Source organism: Bacillus sp. FSL L8-0199 (assembly GCF_038005705.1).
In the GTDB taxonomy this organism is placed as follows: domain Bacteria; phylum Bacillota; class Bacilli; order Bacillales; family Bacillaceae_G; genus Bacillus_A; species Bacillus_A cereus.
On sequence record NZ_JBBOTS010000002.1, the window covers coordinates 198,534 to 216,822 of the forward strand.

Below are 18,289 nucleotides of genomic sequence, written 5' to 3' on the forward strand. Positions count from 1 at the left end.
GAATGTTAGTGTTTATTCTGGTGACTATGAGTTAGGGAATTCTCCTCCCTATTATAGAATGATTAAAATAAAAAAGTGATTCGAGAAATAAGATTCTTTATATGAAATGCGTTAATAATAATTGATAGCTTTTTAAAGAAGATATACATATCTCTGTCAACTTAGTATAGAGAAATAACCAAATTACAATAGTTTTTCTGTTGGTAAAAATATAGAGGTGAGTAAATGGGAAATTATACTTTTTCAATCTTATATGATGTTGAGCCTTGTAAAAGCTCTGAACAGAATTGTATTGATGATGTAATTGCTACGTTAGCTAATTGGTTTAAGCGTAAACATTATTTAATGTACGCTAGATTATGGGATTTTGGTTTTTCTCCTGTCGATAATGGAAATTTAGGGGATGGTTTATATACAGAGTCTGGTTATTTTGTAAGTGATTTAGAAAAATATCATGGTATAAAAAGTACTATATTTGATACAGATTCATCCGATGAAGGATTTGAAATTATATTAGAACAATTATACTCGGGATTTCCTGTGGTGGTAACCATGAATGCATACTGGCTTCCTTGGGATGAGAATTATCTAAAAAATCATATTGTTCATTCATTTGTTATTGTAGGATATGAGCCCGAAGAAGACTGTTTAATTATTACCGATCCATATTTTATGGTTAAAAATGCACAACTTTCAACAGAACTTTTTCATAAGGGTTATCAAAAAGTAAGTACTTTAAAAGTTACTGAAGATGAAATCACAGACATACAATCGATTACAACCGATTTGTCAAATTGGATAAAACATATAAAAGATGAAAAACATATTTTTTCACAAATGCACCTTTTTGCTACGAAACTAATAAGTAGGTTTGATTTAAATAAAGAGACAGATGGATATTTAGACTTTAATGATGTTCCGTTATTCTCACATTTAGGTCAAGTTGTAGATGGCCGAGTGAAGTTTTCAAAAATGCTTTCGTTTCTTGGTGAGCGTTATCACTCGGACTTCCAAACTATCGCTGAATCTATGAAGACAGCAGCTGCCAATTGGGGAGTAATTCGTGGATCATTGATAAAAATGCACTTAACAAAATCAGTAACTAAAGAAGGAATAGTAAACATTTCAGATAAAATTCACCATGCTGCACAATACGAGCAAAATTTAGCAGAACAAATAATGACATTTCTTTTTTCTGTTATAGAAGGTAATACAAAGAATGTAATTATAGATTCTTCTCCATTGATGGAGACTACTAATTATGTAAAACCACTCGATGATATGGAGAGAAAGCTAGTTGATATATGGAAAGAAGTTATAGGTAATCCTTGTATTGGTGTGGAAGATAATTTTTTCGCACTTGGTGGTCATTCCCTTCATGCTACTGTAATCAACGCTAAAATATGGAAAGAATTTAACGTGCAATTATCATTGGCAAATCTTTTTGAGTATCCAACAATAAGCACTTTAAGTCATTTTATTAAAAATTCAAAAGAAAATAGGTTGCAAGATATAGAAATAGTACCGGAATCTGAGGTATACCCGGTTTCATCGACTCAAAAAAGAATGATGTTATTACAAGAGATGGATGGGGCACAGATGACATACAATGTACCAAGTTGTTTTATTCTTAAAGGAACGGTGGACCGGAAAAGGATAGAATTAGTCTTTGAAAAGCTTATTAAACGCCATGAAATACTCAGAACACAGTTTGAGTGGCAGGGGGATCAGTTAGTACAGAGAGTATTAGAACAGGTAACATTTGAGCTAGAAATGATAAAGGGAGAGTATAAAGAATGGTTGCAACCATTTAATCTTTCTAAGGTTCCGTTAATGCGGGCTGGACTAAAGGAGTTAAAAGATAATAGTTATTTACTTGTAATTGACCTTCATCACATCATAACAGATGGCGTGTCTTTAAGTATATTTATGCATGATTTTAAGGCCCTATATGCTGGGGAAACATTGCCGGAAAATCGTTTGCAATATAAAGATTATGTTGCGTGGGAACAAAAATTATTATCTTCTAAAGAATTTGATATCCATGAGAAATACTGGGAAGAATTATTCTCAGGGGATATACCAGTTCTTGAATTACCATATGATCGAGGTCGACCACCTGTAAAGAGTTTTGAGGGTGAACAATATAATTTCCAAGTAAACAAGGAAATTACTCGAAAAATAAAAAAAATAGCACTAGAAACTGATACGACACCTTTTATGTTACTTATGGCTACCTTCACTATTTTTCTGTACAAGCATGGGGAACAAAAGGATGTCATTATAGGATCACCAGTTGCAGGTAGGCCGCATGCTGATCTGTTACCTCTTATGGGGCTGTTTGTAAATACAATTGCATTACGTTATCAAATAAATCCAGATCAATCTTTTATTAATCACTTGAAAAAAGTGAAAAACGATACGTTAGAAGCTTTCGAACATCAGGTGTATCCATTTGATCAGTTAGTGGAAAAATTAGATCTTTCTAGAGACTTAAGCCGAAGTGCTTTATTTGATGTCATGTTTGTATTACAAAATTCTGATGAAAAACATACAGTTGTGGATGGATTAGAAATTAGCACGGAAACAAACACAGATACACTAACAAGTAAGTTTGATTTAACTCTTATTGCTGAAGAAAATAAAGATATATATGAATTTACTTTTGAATATGCTACATCTTTATTTGATAAATCAACAATAGTAGAATTTGGACGGCGATTTAACCTTCTATTAGAAGAAATAACAACTCATCCTAATGTTAGTCTAAAAGATATTCAAATGTTAACAAGTGAGGAAAAAGAACTTGTTTTATCTGCGACTCAGGAGAAAGAAAAAATAAAAATAGAGACTGATTTTAATTGGGATATAGGTTAATTGATTTCCCAGGTCTCAGAAGGAGTAATTACATGGATAATCATGAAAAAATACGTCAATACATTAAAAAAAATCTTATTATTTTTAATGCAGAGGAAACTATTGTTGCTAATGATGACAACATATTTGAAAAAGGTTATGTAAATTCGCTCTTTGCTATGCAAATGTTAAATTTCATAGAAACGGAGTTTGATATAGTAGTAGATAATGATGAACTTGATATTATTAACTTTTCTACTATTAATAATATGGTTGATCTAATTAACAAAAAGAAGAATGGGAATTTCACAGTATGAGTAATGCAGAAGAGATTCTGGGAGTAGTTGATGAGTTTGCGGAAAAGAAGCTTCGGCCTCGAGCAAGTGAGTTTGAAAGTAATGAAGAGCTTCCCTATGATGTGATACAAGAAATCTCAAGTTATGGTGTATTGGGTGCAACGATACCAAAAGAATATGGTGGGCTTTCTCTTGATTCTTTAGATTATGGTCGTCTTACTGAAATCATTGGTAAAGCTTGTAATTCGGTTCGTGAATTACTTACAGTTCATGTATCTTTAGTAGGGGAGTCAATTAAAAGGTGGGGGACTGAAGAGCAAAAGAGAAAATGGTTACCTGAGATGGCAAAGGGGAACCTATTATTTTCATTTGCCCTAACTGAGCCAGAGGTTGGTTCTGATGCAAAAGCTGTTGGAACTTCCTATAAACAAGTTAATGATCATTTTATTCTTAATGGGCACAAAAAATGGATTTCTTTTGCTGACATTGCGGATTGTTTTTTAGTTTTTGCGTCTAGTAAGGGAAAAGTTAGCGCTTTTATTGTTGAACGGTCAATGACGGGTGTTTCTACAAATAAAATGAGTAAACTGTTAGCAAGTAATTCCTCGCATATAGCTGAGATTCATTTGCAAGATGTAAAGGTACCAGCTCAAAATTTGTTAGGACCAATTGGGGGTGGATGGAGTTATGTAGTTAACACAGCTCTTGATCATGGTAGATATAGTATTGCCTGGGCGGGAGTGGCCATTGCTCAAGAAGCACTAGAAGCAATGGTAGCTTATTCAAGAAGAAGAAAACAAGGAAATAAATATATATGTGAATATGAAGCAATTCAAACAATTTTAGCAGAAGCAAGTGTAAATATAAAAGCAGCTCGTTCGTTATGCCAAGAGGCTGGGAAAAAGCGTCAGGATAGACATACTGATGCTGTAATTGAAACAACCATTGCAAAATATTTTGCCTCAAAGATGGCTATGAAGGTAGCCACAGACGCTGTCCAAGTGTTTGGTGGAAACGGGTTTTCAAGAGAATATCCTGTTGAGCGTTTATTTAGGGAAGCAAAGGTTTTAGAAATTATTGAAGGTACCTCGCAGGTACTTCAGCCAATTATTGCGCAGCATGCACTTCACACTTGTTCTCAAAAGGGAGGACTTTTAAGAATATGATTTATGAATTGGTAAAAGAAAAGGATGAATTCAAACAAATATCTCCACTTCTCGTTGATTATAAGAACCATCCAATACTTAATGGTATAGCTCATGGTTACAATAAGGGACATATTTATGTGGATAATCCTAATAACCCTAGATGTGCACTTGTATGGGCAGAACAAGAAATTTTTTATTTATTAGGTGATCCTACAAGTAATTTTGTTTCAAGTCTACCAACTTTTATTAAAGAAGTAATTGCACCTGAGGCTCAGCAGATAGGGGATGACTTTTTTCAGGTTGAATTATTACCCGAATCAAAATGGAAACAGGTTGTCGAGGAACAATTGCAAATGTTTATTCCTAAACCTTACACTCGAGTAACATTTACTTTTGATCCGGAGTCTTATAATAAGTTATCTAAACCTAATATGCCTGATGAGGTAACGGTGGAACGCATTACAATCGACATGTTATCAGATAAAAAGTTCGCAATGGTACGGGATGATATTGTTGATTTTTGGGAGTCAACTCAGGATTTCATCCGAAATGGATTTGGTTATGTAGTAATGGTACATGAACAAGTTGTAACTAGTTGCTTATCGGTTTTTGCAACAGATACTGATGTGGAAATTGGAATTAATACTTATGATTTATTCCAGCGAGGTAAAGGGTATGCTTGGTTGGCTGCAAGAGCATTCTTGGATGACTGTTTAAAACAAGGAAGAACACCACATTGGAAGACAGAGGATTTTCGTATTCCATCTATTAAACTAGCGGGAAAAGTTGGATTCACAAATCTTCAAACCTATACAGCTTATGTGTTTCCTTATAACGAATTAGATAATTTCGTTTTTACCGCATACCATCAACTAAGATACTATTCAGATTTTAATAAAGCTAGTGAGTTTGTACAAAAAGCTCGTACTATAGGAGATTTAAATGCATGGCATCACTTTTTACTTTCATGTGGTTATTCATTAATTGATAGAATCGATCTTTCGTTAAAGCATATGAATCTTGCACTGGATTTAGGATGGAATGATGTATCAGATATTCGCTATGTAGTTGATTTAGTGAATTTAAGAAAAACTGAAGAGGGACGAGCTTTATTAGATAGAGTTGAAGATAGCTTAAGATGAAAAAAAGGGAGATAAAAAGATGAATATTGTATTTATGTTTCCTGGCGTAGGATCCCATTATTCTGGAATGGGTAAGTACCTTTATGAAAACTTCCCTGTAGCACGTGAGATATTTGAAGAAGCAAGTGACACTCTAAAAATAGACATGGCTTCCCTTTGTATGGAGAAGATATACAAAGCTGACCTTGAAAAGTTACAAAATTCACAGACTGCTTTAGTAACAACTAGCATGGCAGCTTTTCGAGTTTTTGAACAGGAAATAGGCAATAAACCAGAGGCAATGATTGGATATTCTTTGGGAGAATATACAGCTCTATGTGCTTCTGGAGCAATTGCATTTTCAGATACCTTAAAATTAGTACAAGAACGTAGTACGATTTTGAGTAGCTATGCATTGACTATAGATGGAACTATGGCATGGGTTAACAATCTTGCTCCAGAAATTGTTGAAGGTATTTGTTCAGAATTGTTAACCAAGGGACAGGAAGTATATATATCGGCTTATGACACTCCAAATAAAACATCAATTTCTGGTACAAACTCTGCGGTTCAGTTAGCTTGTGAAATGGTAGTAGAGCATGGGGGAATTGCAATCCCCCTTAAATTAAGTGGGCCATTTCATTCTCCTATGATGCAACCTGCTGCTGAAAAATATAAGAGTGTACTAGAAAATATAGATATGAAACAGCCATTAGTACCTGTCATAGCGAATCATGATAGTTCAATGTATAAAGGTGTAGAAAATATAAGAGAAAACCTTTACTTACAATTAATAAAGCCTGTGAAATGGTTGGACATGATTCACTATCTAATGAATCAAGGGTCTATGAAAGCTATTGAAATGGGACCAAAGGAAGTCTTGAAGTATCTTCTGCAAGCTATTAACCCTGCTATATCGACATGTAATTATGAAAGGGAGAAAGATATCCTAAATACAAAAAATTCTTTTACATTACAAGAATCTGATTATGAAGAAGTTATATCAGGGTGTTTAACTGTAGTTGTAAGTACAAAAAATTATAATACAGATTTAAGTGATTATCAGAAAAAGGTAGTACTCCCATTTCAAAAGGTCCAAAGTCAATTGGAAGAAAAAATTAATTCGGGGTATTTAGTGGAGAAAAGTGATGTAGAAGAAGCAATCCAAATGATGAAAACAGCACTTACTGAAAAACAGATTAAAGAGAGAGAACAAAAACGTTACCTGCAAAGAGTTCTTCAATGTAAAAGTTTTTAGATATAAATTATAAATATTTTAAGGGAGCGATGATGGATAAATGTTCAAGAAAATTGGTATTGTAGGTGCTGGAACAATGGGGATCGGCATGGCAGTAGATTTAGTGCTGCATGGTCTAGAAACGGTATTAATTGATGTTACAGAAGAACAGTTAGAAATAGCGGAAGAGAAAATATTAGAGACAGTTCGCTTTGCTCCTCTAATTAATAAAGCATTTCCTAGAATGCATAAGGAAGAAGTACTTTCGTTAATAAGTAGCTCTACTAATCTTGATGAAGTGGCTGAATGTGATTATATAGTAGAAAATGTTCCAGAAAACTGGCAAATTAAAGAGCCGATCTATAGAAGATTAGATGAGATATGTAAAAAGGATACAATTTTTGGAGTCAATACGTCTTGTATCTCAATAACAAAAGTAGGAGGAGTAACAAAGCGTCCAGATAAAATAATAGGAATGCATTTTATGAATCCGGTATATATGAAACCATCTATAGAAGTTATTAGAGGGTATTTAACTTCAGATGAAACGGTCGAAAAAGCTCAATCTTTCCTCAAACAATTAGATAAAGATGCAATTGTGGTTAATGATCAGACTGGGTTTGTTTCTAACCGTATCTCCCACTTATTCATGAATGAATCGGCTTGGGTTGTAATGGATGGTGTAGCAACGCCTAAACAGGTAGACGATATATTTAAAAAATGCTTTGGACATACAATGGGTCCATTAGAAACAGCAGATTTAATTGGGTTAGATACAGTATTACATTCTTTGAATGTACTTTATGAGGAATATCAAGATCCAAAGTTTAGATGTTGTCCATTACTTAAAAAGATGGTGGATGCAGGTGAATGTGGTAGAAAGAGTGGTAAAGGTTTTTACGCTTATTAAAATTAAAAATTACAAATAGGGGTGTATAAAATGCAAGATAAAAATTTAGAACAAATTATTCATATGTATATTCAAGATCATGTAGGTATTGAATTTAATGATGATACTGAGATTTTTGAAGAAGGATTAGTTAATTCTTTATTTGCAATCCAATTGATGACTTTTCTTGAAAAAGAATTTGCCATAAAGGTAACTATGGATGACTTAGATATGGATAACTATAAGTCTGTAAATTCTATTGGTAATTTTATAAGAAATAAGCAAATGGTTCGGTAATGGACATGAAACAATACTTAGAGCCATCTCAATATAAAATGTATCAGAATTTTTTGGATTTTGTTTATGAAAATATAGAACCTTACGCTAATAGTTGGGAAATTGAACAGGGCATTCCATCAGACATAATAAAGACTTGTGCTAAAAATGGTTATTTAGGTGGAACACTTCCAGCAGAGTATGGTGGATTAGAATGGGATTATGTAACGTATGGGTTATTTACTGAAGCAATAGCAAGAGGTAGTGTCTCTCTTTCGGGATTATTTAATGTCCATACGATGGTAACAGAAACGATTTTAAAATGGGGAACAGAAAATCAAAAAAATCAGTGGTTACCATTACTTGCATCTGGTAATCAAATAGCTGCATTAGCTCTTACTGAACCTGGAGCAGGATCAGATTTAAATATGATTAAAACGAACTTCGATCAACACGGGGATGAATTAATACTTAATGGAGTGAAGAAGTGGATCACTTTTGGTGCAGCTGCTGATGTGTTTTTGGTATTTGGAAAGCTAAATGGTGAACAACCAGTTGCCTGTTTAGTACCAAAAGATAGTGCGGGTGTAAATGTTACTCATATAAGAGACATGCTTGGATTTAAAGCTGCATATTTGGCAGAAATTGAATTCAATAATGTAGAAATACCTTTAGAAAATATGATTGGTAGACCAGGATTTGCTTTTACTTACCTTGCACCGTATGCTTTAGAATTTGGGCGTATTTCAATTGCCTTTGCTGCTCTTGGTGTATTACGTACTTGTTTAGAAATATGTGGGAATCATGTATTACATAGAAGTGCATTTGGTAACTCTCTAATTGATCATGGCATGATTTCACATATGATTACGGATATGGGAGTAGATTTAGAAGCTTCTATACTACTTAGTTTAGAAGCTTGTAAGGCCAAAAATGAGCATCGAGCTGATGCTACTGAAAAGATTATGATTGCAAAATATTTTGCATCGCGCTCAGGTACAAGGCATTCAACGAATGCTGTACAGATTATGGGAGCACTTGGTTGTAATGATAATTATTCAATATCAAGGTGCTTTAGAGATTCCAAAACAATGGAGATCGTTGAGGGGAGTAATCAGATTCATCAGCTATTACTTGGTAAGGGATTTGCTAAAAAAGCGAAACATGCCATTGAAAAAATACCTGTAACTAAAGGAGTGATACAACCCGGATGAGTACATGTATACAAAAGCTGTTTGAAGAACAAGTAGTCCGTACGCCAGATGAGGTTGCTGTTATCTTTAAAAAAGAAACATTAACCTATAAGGAATTAAATGAAAAAAGTAACCAATTAGCTCGTCTTTTACGTGAAGGTGGAGTTGGTCCAGATACAGTTGTAGGTATTATGGTAGAGCGATCTATCGAAATGGTTGTCGGAATTTTCGGGATATTGAAAGCGGGCGGAGCATATCTTCCGCTTTCCCCGAATCATCCATCATCACGATTACAATTCATTATAGAAGATAGCGGTGCTAAATTAATACTTACGCAAAAGCAAATCCTACATCGTTTTCAAGATAGTTTGAAGGCTGATATGTTGGCTTTAGATTCGATTTCCTATGAAGGAAAGAGTGAAAATCTAGAGTGTATTAACAAGCCCTCTGATCTTGTGTACGTAATATACACTTCCGGTTCAACCGGGAAACCTAAGGGTGTAATGATTGAGCATTCGGCCTTAATAAATCGAATTGAGTGGATGCAAGAGGCTTATCCAATTAGTTCAAAGGATACTATATTACAAAAGACCCCTTATACATTTGATGTATCCGTATGGGAGATGTTCTGGTGGGCCATAGTTGGAGCCAAAGTATGTATTCTTGCGCCGGGGATGGAGAAGTTTCCACAGGCTATTATTGAGACAACTGAAAGTAATGACGTGACAATTATGCATTTTGTACCATCTATGTTAAGTGCATTTTTACACTATCTTGATGTGACAGGTGAAACTAACCGAATAAAATCGTTGAAACAAGTATTTGTTAGTGGTGAGGCACTACTGTCTCAACATGTAAACCGTTTTAATAAGTTGCTAAATTTCTCTAATGGTACACTTCTTACTAATCTGTACGGACCTACTGAAGCAACCATTGATGTGACTGCTTATGATTGTCCGACACATGAGATTACAGAAGGGAGCGTTCCAATAGGGCGACCAATTAAGAATATTGAGATGTTTGTTGTTGATAAATATGGTAATAAACTTCCGGAAGGCCATATAGGAGAATTATGTATCTCAGGTATAGGATTAGCACGTGGATATGTAAATAGGCCGCAATTAACGGCAGAAAAGTTTGTACAATATTCCCTTGATACCCGTATATATAAAACCGGTGACTTAGCTTTAATAAGATCGGATGGGAATATTGAGTTTCATGGAAGAATTGATTTTCAAGTTAAAGTTAATGGCCTTCGTATTGAGTTAGGGGAAATAGAATCGTGTTTAATGTCTTGTGAAGGAGTTTTACAATGTGCGGTAATTGTAAGACAAGAATCTGAGATGGTAGTTAAGTTAATAGCTTTCTATGAGTCAGAAAATGATATTGAGTTAGAGAGGTTAAAAAAATATCTACGCTTATTTTTACCAGATTATATGATACCTAACAGTTTGGTACGTGTAAATGAAATGCCATTAACGGATAGCGGAAAGATAGATAGAAAAGCACTTGCCTTATTAGGTTCCGATAAATATTCACACCATACCACACTTGTAGGAGGTTCTGTTAATGAGGAAAGCAGTAAAGATTCATAAAGAAGATATTGAAGATGTAATCGCCCTTACACCAGTGCAGGAAGGTATTCTTTATCATTATTTGAAAGAACCCGAAGGAAAGCTATATCATGAAGAACTTCGACTTTGCTTAACTGGAAAAATTAATATTCCAAAGTTTGAAGAGGCGTGGAATTATGTAACGCGGGAAAATGAAATGCTGCGTACAATTTTTCGATGGGAAAAAGTTAAACAACCTGTACAACTTATACTAAAAGAGCATACTCCGAACATTATTTATAGTGATGGCAAAGTATCTAATGATACAGAAAGCTTTGATTTACAAACAGTTCCCTTTTCTATCGAACTGTGCCATTTGAACGAAGGCGAATATGAAATGGTTTTACGTCATCATCATATTTTGTTTGATGGTTGGAGTAATAGTATTATTTTACAAGAGTTTATTAAGGTATATCGAGAGTTAATAAAGGGAGATGTACCATCATCTATAAATAAAAAGAAATTTAAAGAATATATACTATGGCAACAAAAACAAGATAAATCAAAACAAAGGCTTTTTTGGGAACAATATTTAAATGGATTAATTGAACAAATAAATTTATCCAATAAAAATTCTAATCAACTAAAAAAAGCAAAAACATATGTAAAAGAGATAGATAAAGAGCGAAGTGATAGATTTCGAAGTTTTGCAAGTAATCAAGGTGTAACATTGGCTACATTATTCTATACAGCCTGGGGTCTATTATTACAAAGGTACAAAAATTCAGAGGACGTAATATTCGGTACAACAGTATCTGGGCGTTCAATTCCAATGCACGGTCTGAGTGAAATGGTAGGTTTATTTATAAATACACCACCACTTCGTGTAAGTGCTGATGGGAGAATGACTGTTTCAGATCTTTTACAAAGAATTCAAAGTGATGTCCAAAGAAGAACTGAATATGAAACGACTCCAATTGTTGATTTAAACGTGTCATTTGACACTATTATGGTAGTTGAGAATTATCCTCTTGATATAGAAAAGCTGAAAGAAATTGATGAAAGTGTAAGAATTTCAGGTTATGAAGTAAATGAAATGACCAACTATGATTTAACCGTCTCAATAGAGTGTTTCGATTCTATTAAACTTGCAATGATGTGGCCTGAAGATGTATTTGATGAATCCATTATTACCAGTATAACTAACCATTTTATACAGCTATTAGATTCAATGCTTTTAGATGAAGGACAACCAATACAAACTCTTAAAATGTTAGATGAGGCAGAAGAAAAGTTTTTGCTTCAAGGTGGTCAAAATCAAAGTGCTACATTCCCACACACAACACTTCATCAATTAATTGAGATGCAAGCTGAAAAGCATCCTGAGAGAGTGGCACTTACATTTGAGAATAGTGAGATGACTTATGGAGAGTTGAATGAGCGTGCGGATAAAGTGGCATTTGCTCTTCTAAAAGAAGGTGTAACTTTAGATTCTCCAGTAGCTGTAATGTTGGATTACTCATTTAATATGATTATCTCTCTACTTGGTATTTTAAAAGCAGGTGGGGCTTATGTTCCAATCGATCCTGATTATCCTCAGGAACGAATTGATTTTATTCTTCAAGATAGTGGTTCGAATGTAATAATAACCTCAAATTTATTTGAGGATAAAGTTAAATTTGATAGCACAAAGCTTTTTATTGAAGAACTCAATGAGACACCTATGCAAGATTTCGAGAGAGTAGATGTTGCCCCAAATAATTTAGCATATGTCATTTATACTTCTGGAACAACAGGACGTCCTAAAGGGGTTATGATTGAACATAGTAATGTAATACAACTTGTCATGCATCAACCAAATAGTTTTAAATTCTCTAGTGATGATGTGTGGTTACTATTTCATTCTTTCTGTTTTGATATGTCAGTTTGGGAGATATTTGGATCACTTACTTATGGTGGACGTCTTGTCCTGGCAACAAAAGAAACAATCCGTGATACGTATAAACTTGCCCAGTTGATTGCAGATGAGGGAGTAACGGTATTGAATCAAACTCCATCTGCATTCTATGTTTTTCAACAAGTAGTTGAAGAGATGCCTAAACTTGCTTTTAAAATTAGGTTAATTACATTTGGAGGGGAAATGCTGAAGCCAGGTTTACTGCAAAGTTGGTTTAAGCGTTCACCTAATACGGTCATAGTAAATATGTATGGAATAACTGAGACGACAGTACATGTTACTTATAAGGAAATTGGAGAAAAAGAAATGCACAGTAATCTTAGTGCTATAGGCGTGCCTCTTCCTACGTATTCGTGCTATGTATTTGACAAACATATGAATCCTACACCTAAGGGAATGCAAGGGGAACTTTATGTTGGAGGGTATGGAGTTGCGCGGGGATATCTAAATCGTCCTGAACTAAACAGTGAACGTTTTATACAGAATCCTTATAATCCAAGTGAAAGATTATATAGATCAGGAGATTTAGTCCGTATTCTTGAAAATGGCGAAATGGAGTATATAGGTCGTAGTGATCATCAAGTGAAGATACGTGGTTATCGAATTGAAACAGGAGAAATAGAACATCATTTACAACAGCATGCGGATGTGAAGGAAGCGGTAGTTTTATCTATTGCTTTTGGAGAGGAACAAGAACTGTGTGCTTATATACTAACTGATCAAGATATATCTCAAAATGAATTACGTTATTATCTTACTGACAAAATACCTTCGTATATGATACCTATGTATTTTGTACTTTTAAGTGAAATGCCATTAACTACGAATGGAAAAGTTAATCGTCGTGCTTTACCTAAGCCTACTAAGTTAGTACAACCAAATGATTTACTAGATGAGCTTGAAACAACGGTAGCTGATGTTTGGAAGGAAGTTTTGGGGGTAGAAAAAGTAGGGTTGTATGATAATTTCTTTGATGTTGGAGGGAACTCCTTAAAAATGGTTCGATTGTTTTCTCGTTTACGAAGCAAGTTTGAAAAAGAACTTACAATGCCTATGTTATTCCGATACCCAACGGTTCATGATCAAGCTTCCTACTTTAGAAGTGATAATGCTATGGAACACCAACCTGAAGAAGTTAAGAAAGAAAATCTTTTATCTATGAATAAAAATGATGTAGCAGTGGTTGGTATGGCGGTTCGTATGCCAGGCGCTTCTAATCTTAAGCAATTCTGGTCAAATTTAGAACAAGGGATAGAATCCATTCGTACATTTACAGATGAAGAACTTAGTGAGATGGGCATACCAAAAGAAGTGATTCAAAAACCTAATTATATAAAATCTAAAGGGTATTTAGAAGATGTAGATGCATTTGATAATGAATTTTTTGATTACAGTCTAAAAGAAGCTGAAATGATGGATCCACAACTGCGAATACTTCATGAATGCGCATGGGAAGCACTAGAACAAGCAGGTGAGGTTAATTCTTCTCATATGGATACAGGAGTTTATGTTGGAGGATCACCAAATTTCCACTGGCTTCGTTCTATTGCTAGTGAATCTTCTAATACATTAGAAGATTTCCAAGCAATGTTGTTAAACGAAAAAGATTTCTTTGCTACTCGATTGGCTTATAAATTAAATCTAAAAGGACCAGCGATTACAGTACAAACAGCTTGTTCTACCTCCTTAGTTGCTATTCAAAACGCATGGGCAGATCTTATTGATGGACGATGCGATATAGCTTTGGCCGGGGGAGTAAGTATAACTTATCCAACAAAAACAGGATATTTATATGAAGATGGTATGATTTTCTCACCAGATGGTCATTGTCGAGCTTTTGATAAGGATGCTCAAGGAACAGTGGGTGGAAATGGTGCTGGTATTGTAGTACTGAAAAGGTTGGAGGACGCTCTTCGAGATGGAAATTTAATACATGGAGTTATTAAAGGAGCTGCAGTAAACAATGATGGGGCCAATAAGGCTGGATTTACAGCGCCAGGGGTTGATGGACAAGCTGCTGTTATAAAATCGGCTCATGAAATAGCTGGTGTTAAGCCTGAAGAAATCTCATATATAGAAACTCATGGGACTGGTACGCAACTAGGTGATCCTATAGAAGTAGAAGCATTGAAGTTAGCTTTTGGTAAGCAAGAACCAGGTAGAGTTTTAATTGGATCAGTGAAGACGAACATTGGACATTTAGATGCTGCAGCAGGAGTTGGAGGATTTATAAAGACGGTCTTAGCTTTGAAAAACAAGAAAATTCCGCCGAGCCTTCATTATAATAACCCAAACCCTAGCATTGATTTTGGAAAAAATCCGTTTCGTGTAAATACGGAACTTATCCCATGGAAAGAAGAGGTAAGAAGAGCAGGTGTTAGTTCGTTTGGGATGGGTGGAACTAATGCACATATAGTGTTAGAGTCTGTTCCTGACAATGCTAAGAATTTTGAAAAACAATCTTGGAACTTATTAACTGTTTCAGCAAAAACAGAGGAATCCTTAGATAAAGCTACTAACGATCTATTATTGCATTTGAAGGAGAATCCAGAGATATCACTATCTGATACAGCTTATACATTACAAAAAGGTCGTCGTGAATTTCCATATAGAACTGCTGTAGTTGCTAATGGAATAGAGGATGCCATAGAAAAACTTGGTGATACGGGACTAGAGAAAACAAACGCAATGGAGAGTAGACCTTTAGCCTTTCTTTTTTCAGGTCAAGGATCACAGTATATCAATATGGGTAGAGATTTATATGAAAATGAACCTGTATTTCGTGAACACGTTGATCAAGGTTTAGCCTTACTCTCAAATTGGTTAGATATAGACATGAAAAATATTTTGTATCCTACAAAGGAGACAGAGGATAAAGCAACTGAACAGTTAAATAGAACTTCAATGACGCAACCTCTACTATTCACTATTGAATATGCATTAGCCAAGCTTCTAATGAATTGGGGAGTTTATCCAAGGGTCATGTTTGGCCATAGTATTGGTGAGTTTGTAGCAGCTTGTTTAGCAGAAGTAATGTCTTATGAAGATGCATTACATTTAGTAATGATTAGAGGGAAGTTAATGAATAGCGTACCAGAAGGCGCTATGCTAAGTGTAAATTTATCTGTTGAAGAATTAAAAACCTATATAACAGATGATGTAGATATAGCAGCTGTAAATTCCTCTCAACACTCAGTAATTTCTGGTACTGTACTTTCAATCAATAAAATTGAGGAATTACTTTTAAATCATGGAGTAAAGACAACGCGTCTATTTACTTCGCATGCTTTCCATTCTCGAATGATGGATGAAGTTCTAGATTCATTTGAGCAAGCTGTAGGAAATATAAAATTATCAAGTCCTAAAATACCTTATATATCTAATGTTACAGGTGAAATGATTACAGCAAATCAAGCCACATCACCTTCTTATTGGGCACAGCATCTACGAAGTACTGTTCAATTTTCAAAGGGGTTATCTGAAATTTTTCATTTGAAAAATGTAATTTGCCTTGAGATTGGCTCAGGTAATGCATTATCAACTTTTGTATTAAAACATTTAAATAGAAGTAAAGATCAATTGGCTTTAAACATGTTACGTCATCCTCTGGATAAATCAAATGACTTCGAGCATTTATGCAAGCAAATGGGACGGTTATGGATGCAAGGTGGAACTATAAATTGGAATACTTTTAATAACAGTGAGAATAAAAGGTTATTAGATTTACCAACGTATCCTTTCATGAAAAAACGATTTAAAGCTGATCCATTTTTTAATACTCAATCTCAGAGTTTAACTCAGGAAACAAGAGGCCATAATAAACAGGCTAATATTAAAGACTGGTTTTATTTGCCTTCTTGGGAACGCAAAACATTAAAATCTATACAAATAAAGAAAGAACAAAAATATAAATGGCTTATTTTCAATGATCATCTAAATCGATTCAATCGACTGATAGAAAAATTAAAAAGAGAAGGTCATGATGTAATTGAAGTTAAAACAGGTGGTATTTTCTCTGAAAAATCCGACGGTTTATATACGATATGTCCATCTCAAAAAATGCATTATGAAATGCTATTTTCAGAATTAGAACAAAAAGATTTATTACCAAATAAGATTATACATGCTTGGAGCTTTAATCCAGTTAATGAGGTTATTCTCGATCAAGAGAGAATTGAACGATCAATGGATGAAGGATATTATTCGTTACTTTATATTGCACAAGCAATTGGGAAAATTAATTATGAGGGAGCATTACAGTTAAACATTTTTACTGATCGTATGTTTGAAGTTACAGGTACAGAGCTGAACTTAAAGCCAGAGCAAGCTACAATTCTAGGCTTTTCAAAAATATGCAATCTTGAGTTTCAAAATATAAAATGTCGTACCATTGATATGGATACAGATTCTCAACAAATGTTTGAAGAAGCGGGTTTAATGGAGAGTTTTGTGGATTCTACTGATATAGTTGTAGCTTATCGAGGACGTCATCGATGGACGCAAACGATTATTCAAAGTCCTTTTGAGGAAGAAGATGTAGAAATTGATAGATTACGAGAGGGTGGCGTTTATTTAATTACTGGTGGACTTGGTGGAATTGGATTTGAAATTGCAAAAGATTTAGCTAATAGAGTACCAAATGTCAAACTTATATTGATTGGCCGCTCAGAGTTCCCACCACGTAATCAATGGGAACAGTACTTAGAAAATAAAGACGAGCGTGTAAGCCGAGTTATTTCTGATTTGTTGACAATGGAGTCTCAAGGTGCAGAATACATGATCCTAAGTTCTGATGTTTCCAATCAAGATGATATGAAACAGGCAATTGAAAAGGCTAAATCTCGTTTTGGTTCTATTAATGGCGTAATTCATGCAGCAGGTGTCGCTGATTATCTAGGTATTATGATGAATCGTGAAAAAGAATCTAATAATAAAATTTTAGCTCCGAAAATTAAAGGTACACTAGTACTCGATGCTTTATTAAAAGATGAACCAATTGATTTCTTCGTATTATGTTCATCAATTGGTAATGTGGCGTATCATATGAAATTTGGTCAGAGTGGTTATAATGCAGCGAATGAATTTTTAGATGCATTTGCGTTTTATAAGCGGGCTCATGATGGAGTGTTCACTGTAGCTATTAATTGGCCAGATTGGCAAGAGGTGGGTATGTCACTTAAGTCGGCTGAAATATGGGCAAAGCAATTTAATATGGATATGGAAAGTGTATTACATGATGGTGTAACTGTAGAAGAGGGTTTAAAAGTATTCCGTAGTATTATCAATAGAAATCAACAACAAGTCGTGGTTTCTCCAATAGATTTACATTGGAAACTTTTAAATGGTGCCAACTATTATAATGAATTATTGGAAAAAGGAAGTAAGAATAGATTAAAGCAGAATCGTTCAGATGTTTCCACAACGTATAGACCACCAACTAATGAAATTGAACAACAATTATACGAATTATTAAAAGATATGTTTGGAATCGAAGAAATAGGAATTTACGATAATTTCTTCGATCTAGGGATGAGTTCTTTAGATCTTGTTCGTATTAATGTGAAATTAAAAGAGGCCTTTAAACGAGACTTACCTATAGTTGTTCTTTATGAGCATACGTCAATTAAATCTCTTGCTAAATATTTAAGTAATCAAGAAGTAAATAACAATTTAACAAATAAAAAAGAGTTATTGAAAGCGAAATCGGTTATGAAAAATACATTATCTGCTTTAAAAAGTAGAAAGTAGTAAAGGGAGGGGAAC

General features: G+C 34.4%; 10 protein-coding genes. All 10 read left to right on the top strand.

Annotated elements, in window-relative coordinates; all coding sequences use genetic code 11:
- Window positions 1-225 precede the first annotated feature (225 nt).
- From NST86_RS28960 to NST86_RS29005, 10 genes are read left to right on the top strand one after another with little or no spacing between them, the layout of a single operon-like run.
- A complete protein-coding gene (locus tag NST86_RS28960) occupies window positions 226-2,877 on the top strand; it encodes a condensation domain-containing protein (protein WP_340935013.1) in 2,652 nt (883 codons plus the stop codon).
- A gap of 32 nt (window positions 2,878-2,909) precedes the next feature.
- Complete coding sequence (locus NST86_RS28965; RefSeq protein ID WP_000368639.1) at window positions 2,910-3,173, top strand: acyl carrier protein; 264 nt, start codon at window positions 2,910-2,912, stop codon at window positions 3,171-3,173.
- The gene (locus tag NST86_RS28970; RefSeq protein ID WP_061663550.1) at window positions 3,170-4,318 is read left to right on the top strand and encodes an acyl-CoA dehydrogenase family protein; all 1,149 of its coding nucleotides are present in this window, start codon (window positions 3,170-3,172) and stop codon (window positions 4,316-4,318) included. Before NST86_RS28965 ends, NST86_RS28970 begins: the two co-directional genes overlap by 4 nt.
- The gene (locus tag NST86_RS28975) at window positions 4,315-5,442 is read left to right on the top strand and encodes a GNAT family N-acetyltransferase (RefSeq protein ID WP_000638851.1); all 1,128 of its coding nucleotides are present in this window, start codon (window positions 4,315-4,317) and stop codon (window positions 5,440-5,442) included. Before NST86_RS28970 ends, NST86_RS28975 begins: the two co-directional genes overlap by 4 nt.
- Window positions 5,443-5,461: 19 nt before the next feature.
- Window positions 5,462-6,679 (top strand): ACP S-malonyltransferase, encoded by a 1,218-nt coding sequence (locus NST86_RS28980; RefSeq protein WP_061663551.1) that lies wholly within the window; start codon window positions 5,462-5,464, stop codon window positions 6,677-6,679.
- Window positions 6,680-6,719: 40 nt separating this feature from the next.
- Window positions 6,720-7,568: a 3-hydroxyacyl-CoA dehydrogenase family protein gene (locus NST86_RS28985; RefSeq protein ID WP_000473347.1), complete on the top strand. Its 849-nt coding sequence runs from the start codon at window positions 6,720-6,722 to the stop codon at window positions 7,566-7,568.
- Between the two features lie 30 nt (window positions 7,569-7,598).
- Entirely contained in the window at window positions 7,599-7,844 is a 246-nt protein-coding gene (locus tag NST86_RS28990) for an acyl carrier protein (protein WP_001152970.1), read from the top strand.
- Window positions 7,844-9,037 (top strand): acyl-CoA dehydrogenase family protein, encoded by a 1,194-nt coding sequence (locus NST86_RS28995; protein ID WP_061663552.1) that lies wholly within the window; start codon window positions 7,844-7,846, stop codon window positions 9,035-9,037. Before NST86_RS28990 ends, NST86_RS28995 begins: the two co-directional genes overlap by 1 nt.
- Window positions 9,034-10,611, top strand: a complete 1,578-nt coding sequence (zmaJ, locus tag NST86_RS29000) for a zwittermicin A synthase ZmaJ (RefSeq protein ID WP_061663553.1) — start codon at window positions 9,034-9,036, stop codon at window positions 10,609-10,611. The genes NST86_RS28995 and zmaJ overlap by 4 nt, the downstream gene beginning before the upstream one ends.
- On the top strand, window positions 10,586-18,274 hold the full coding sequence (locus NST86_RS29005) for a hybrid non-ribosomal peptide synthetase/type I polyketide synthase (RefSeq protein WP_061663554.1): 7,689 nt from the start codon (window positions 10,586-10,588) through the stop codon (window positions 18,272-18,274). Before zmaJ ends, NST86_RS29005 begins: the two co-directional genes overlap by 26 nt.
- Window positions 18,275-18,289: the final 15 nt, after the last annotated feature.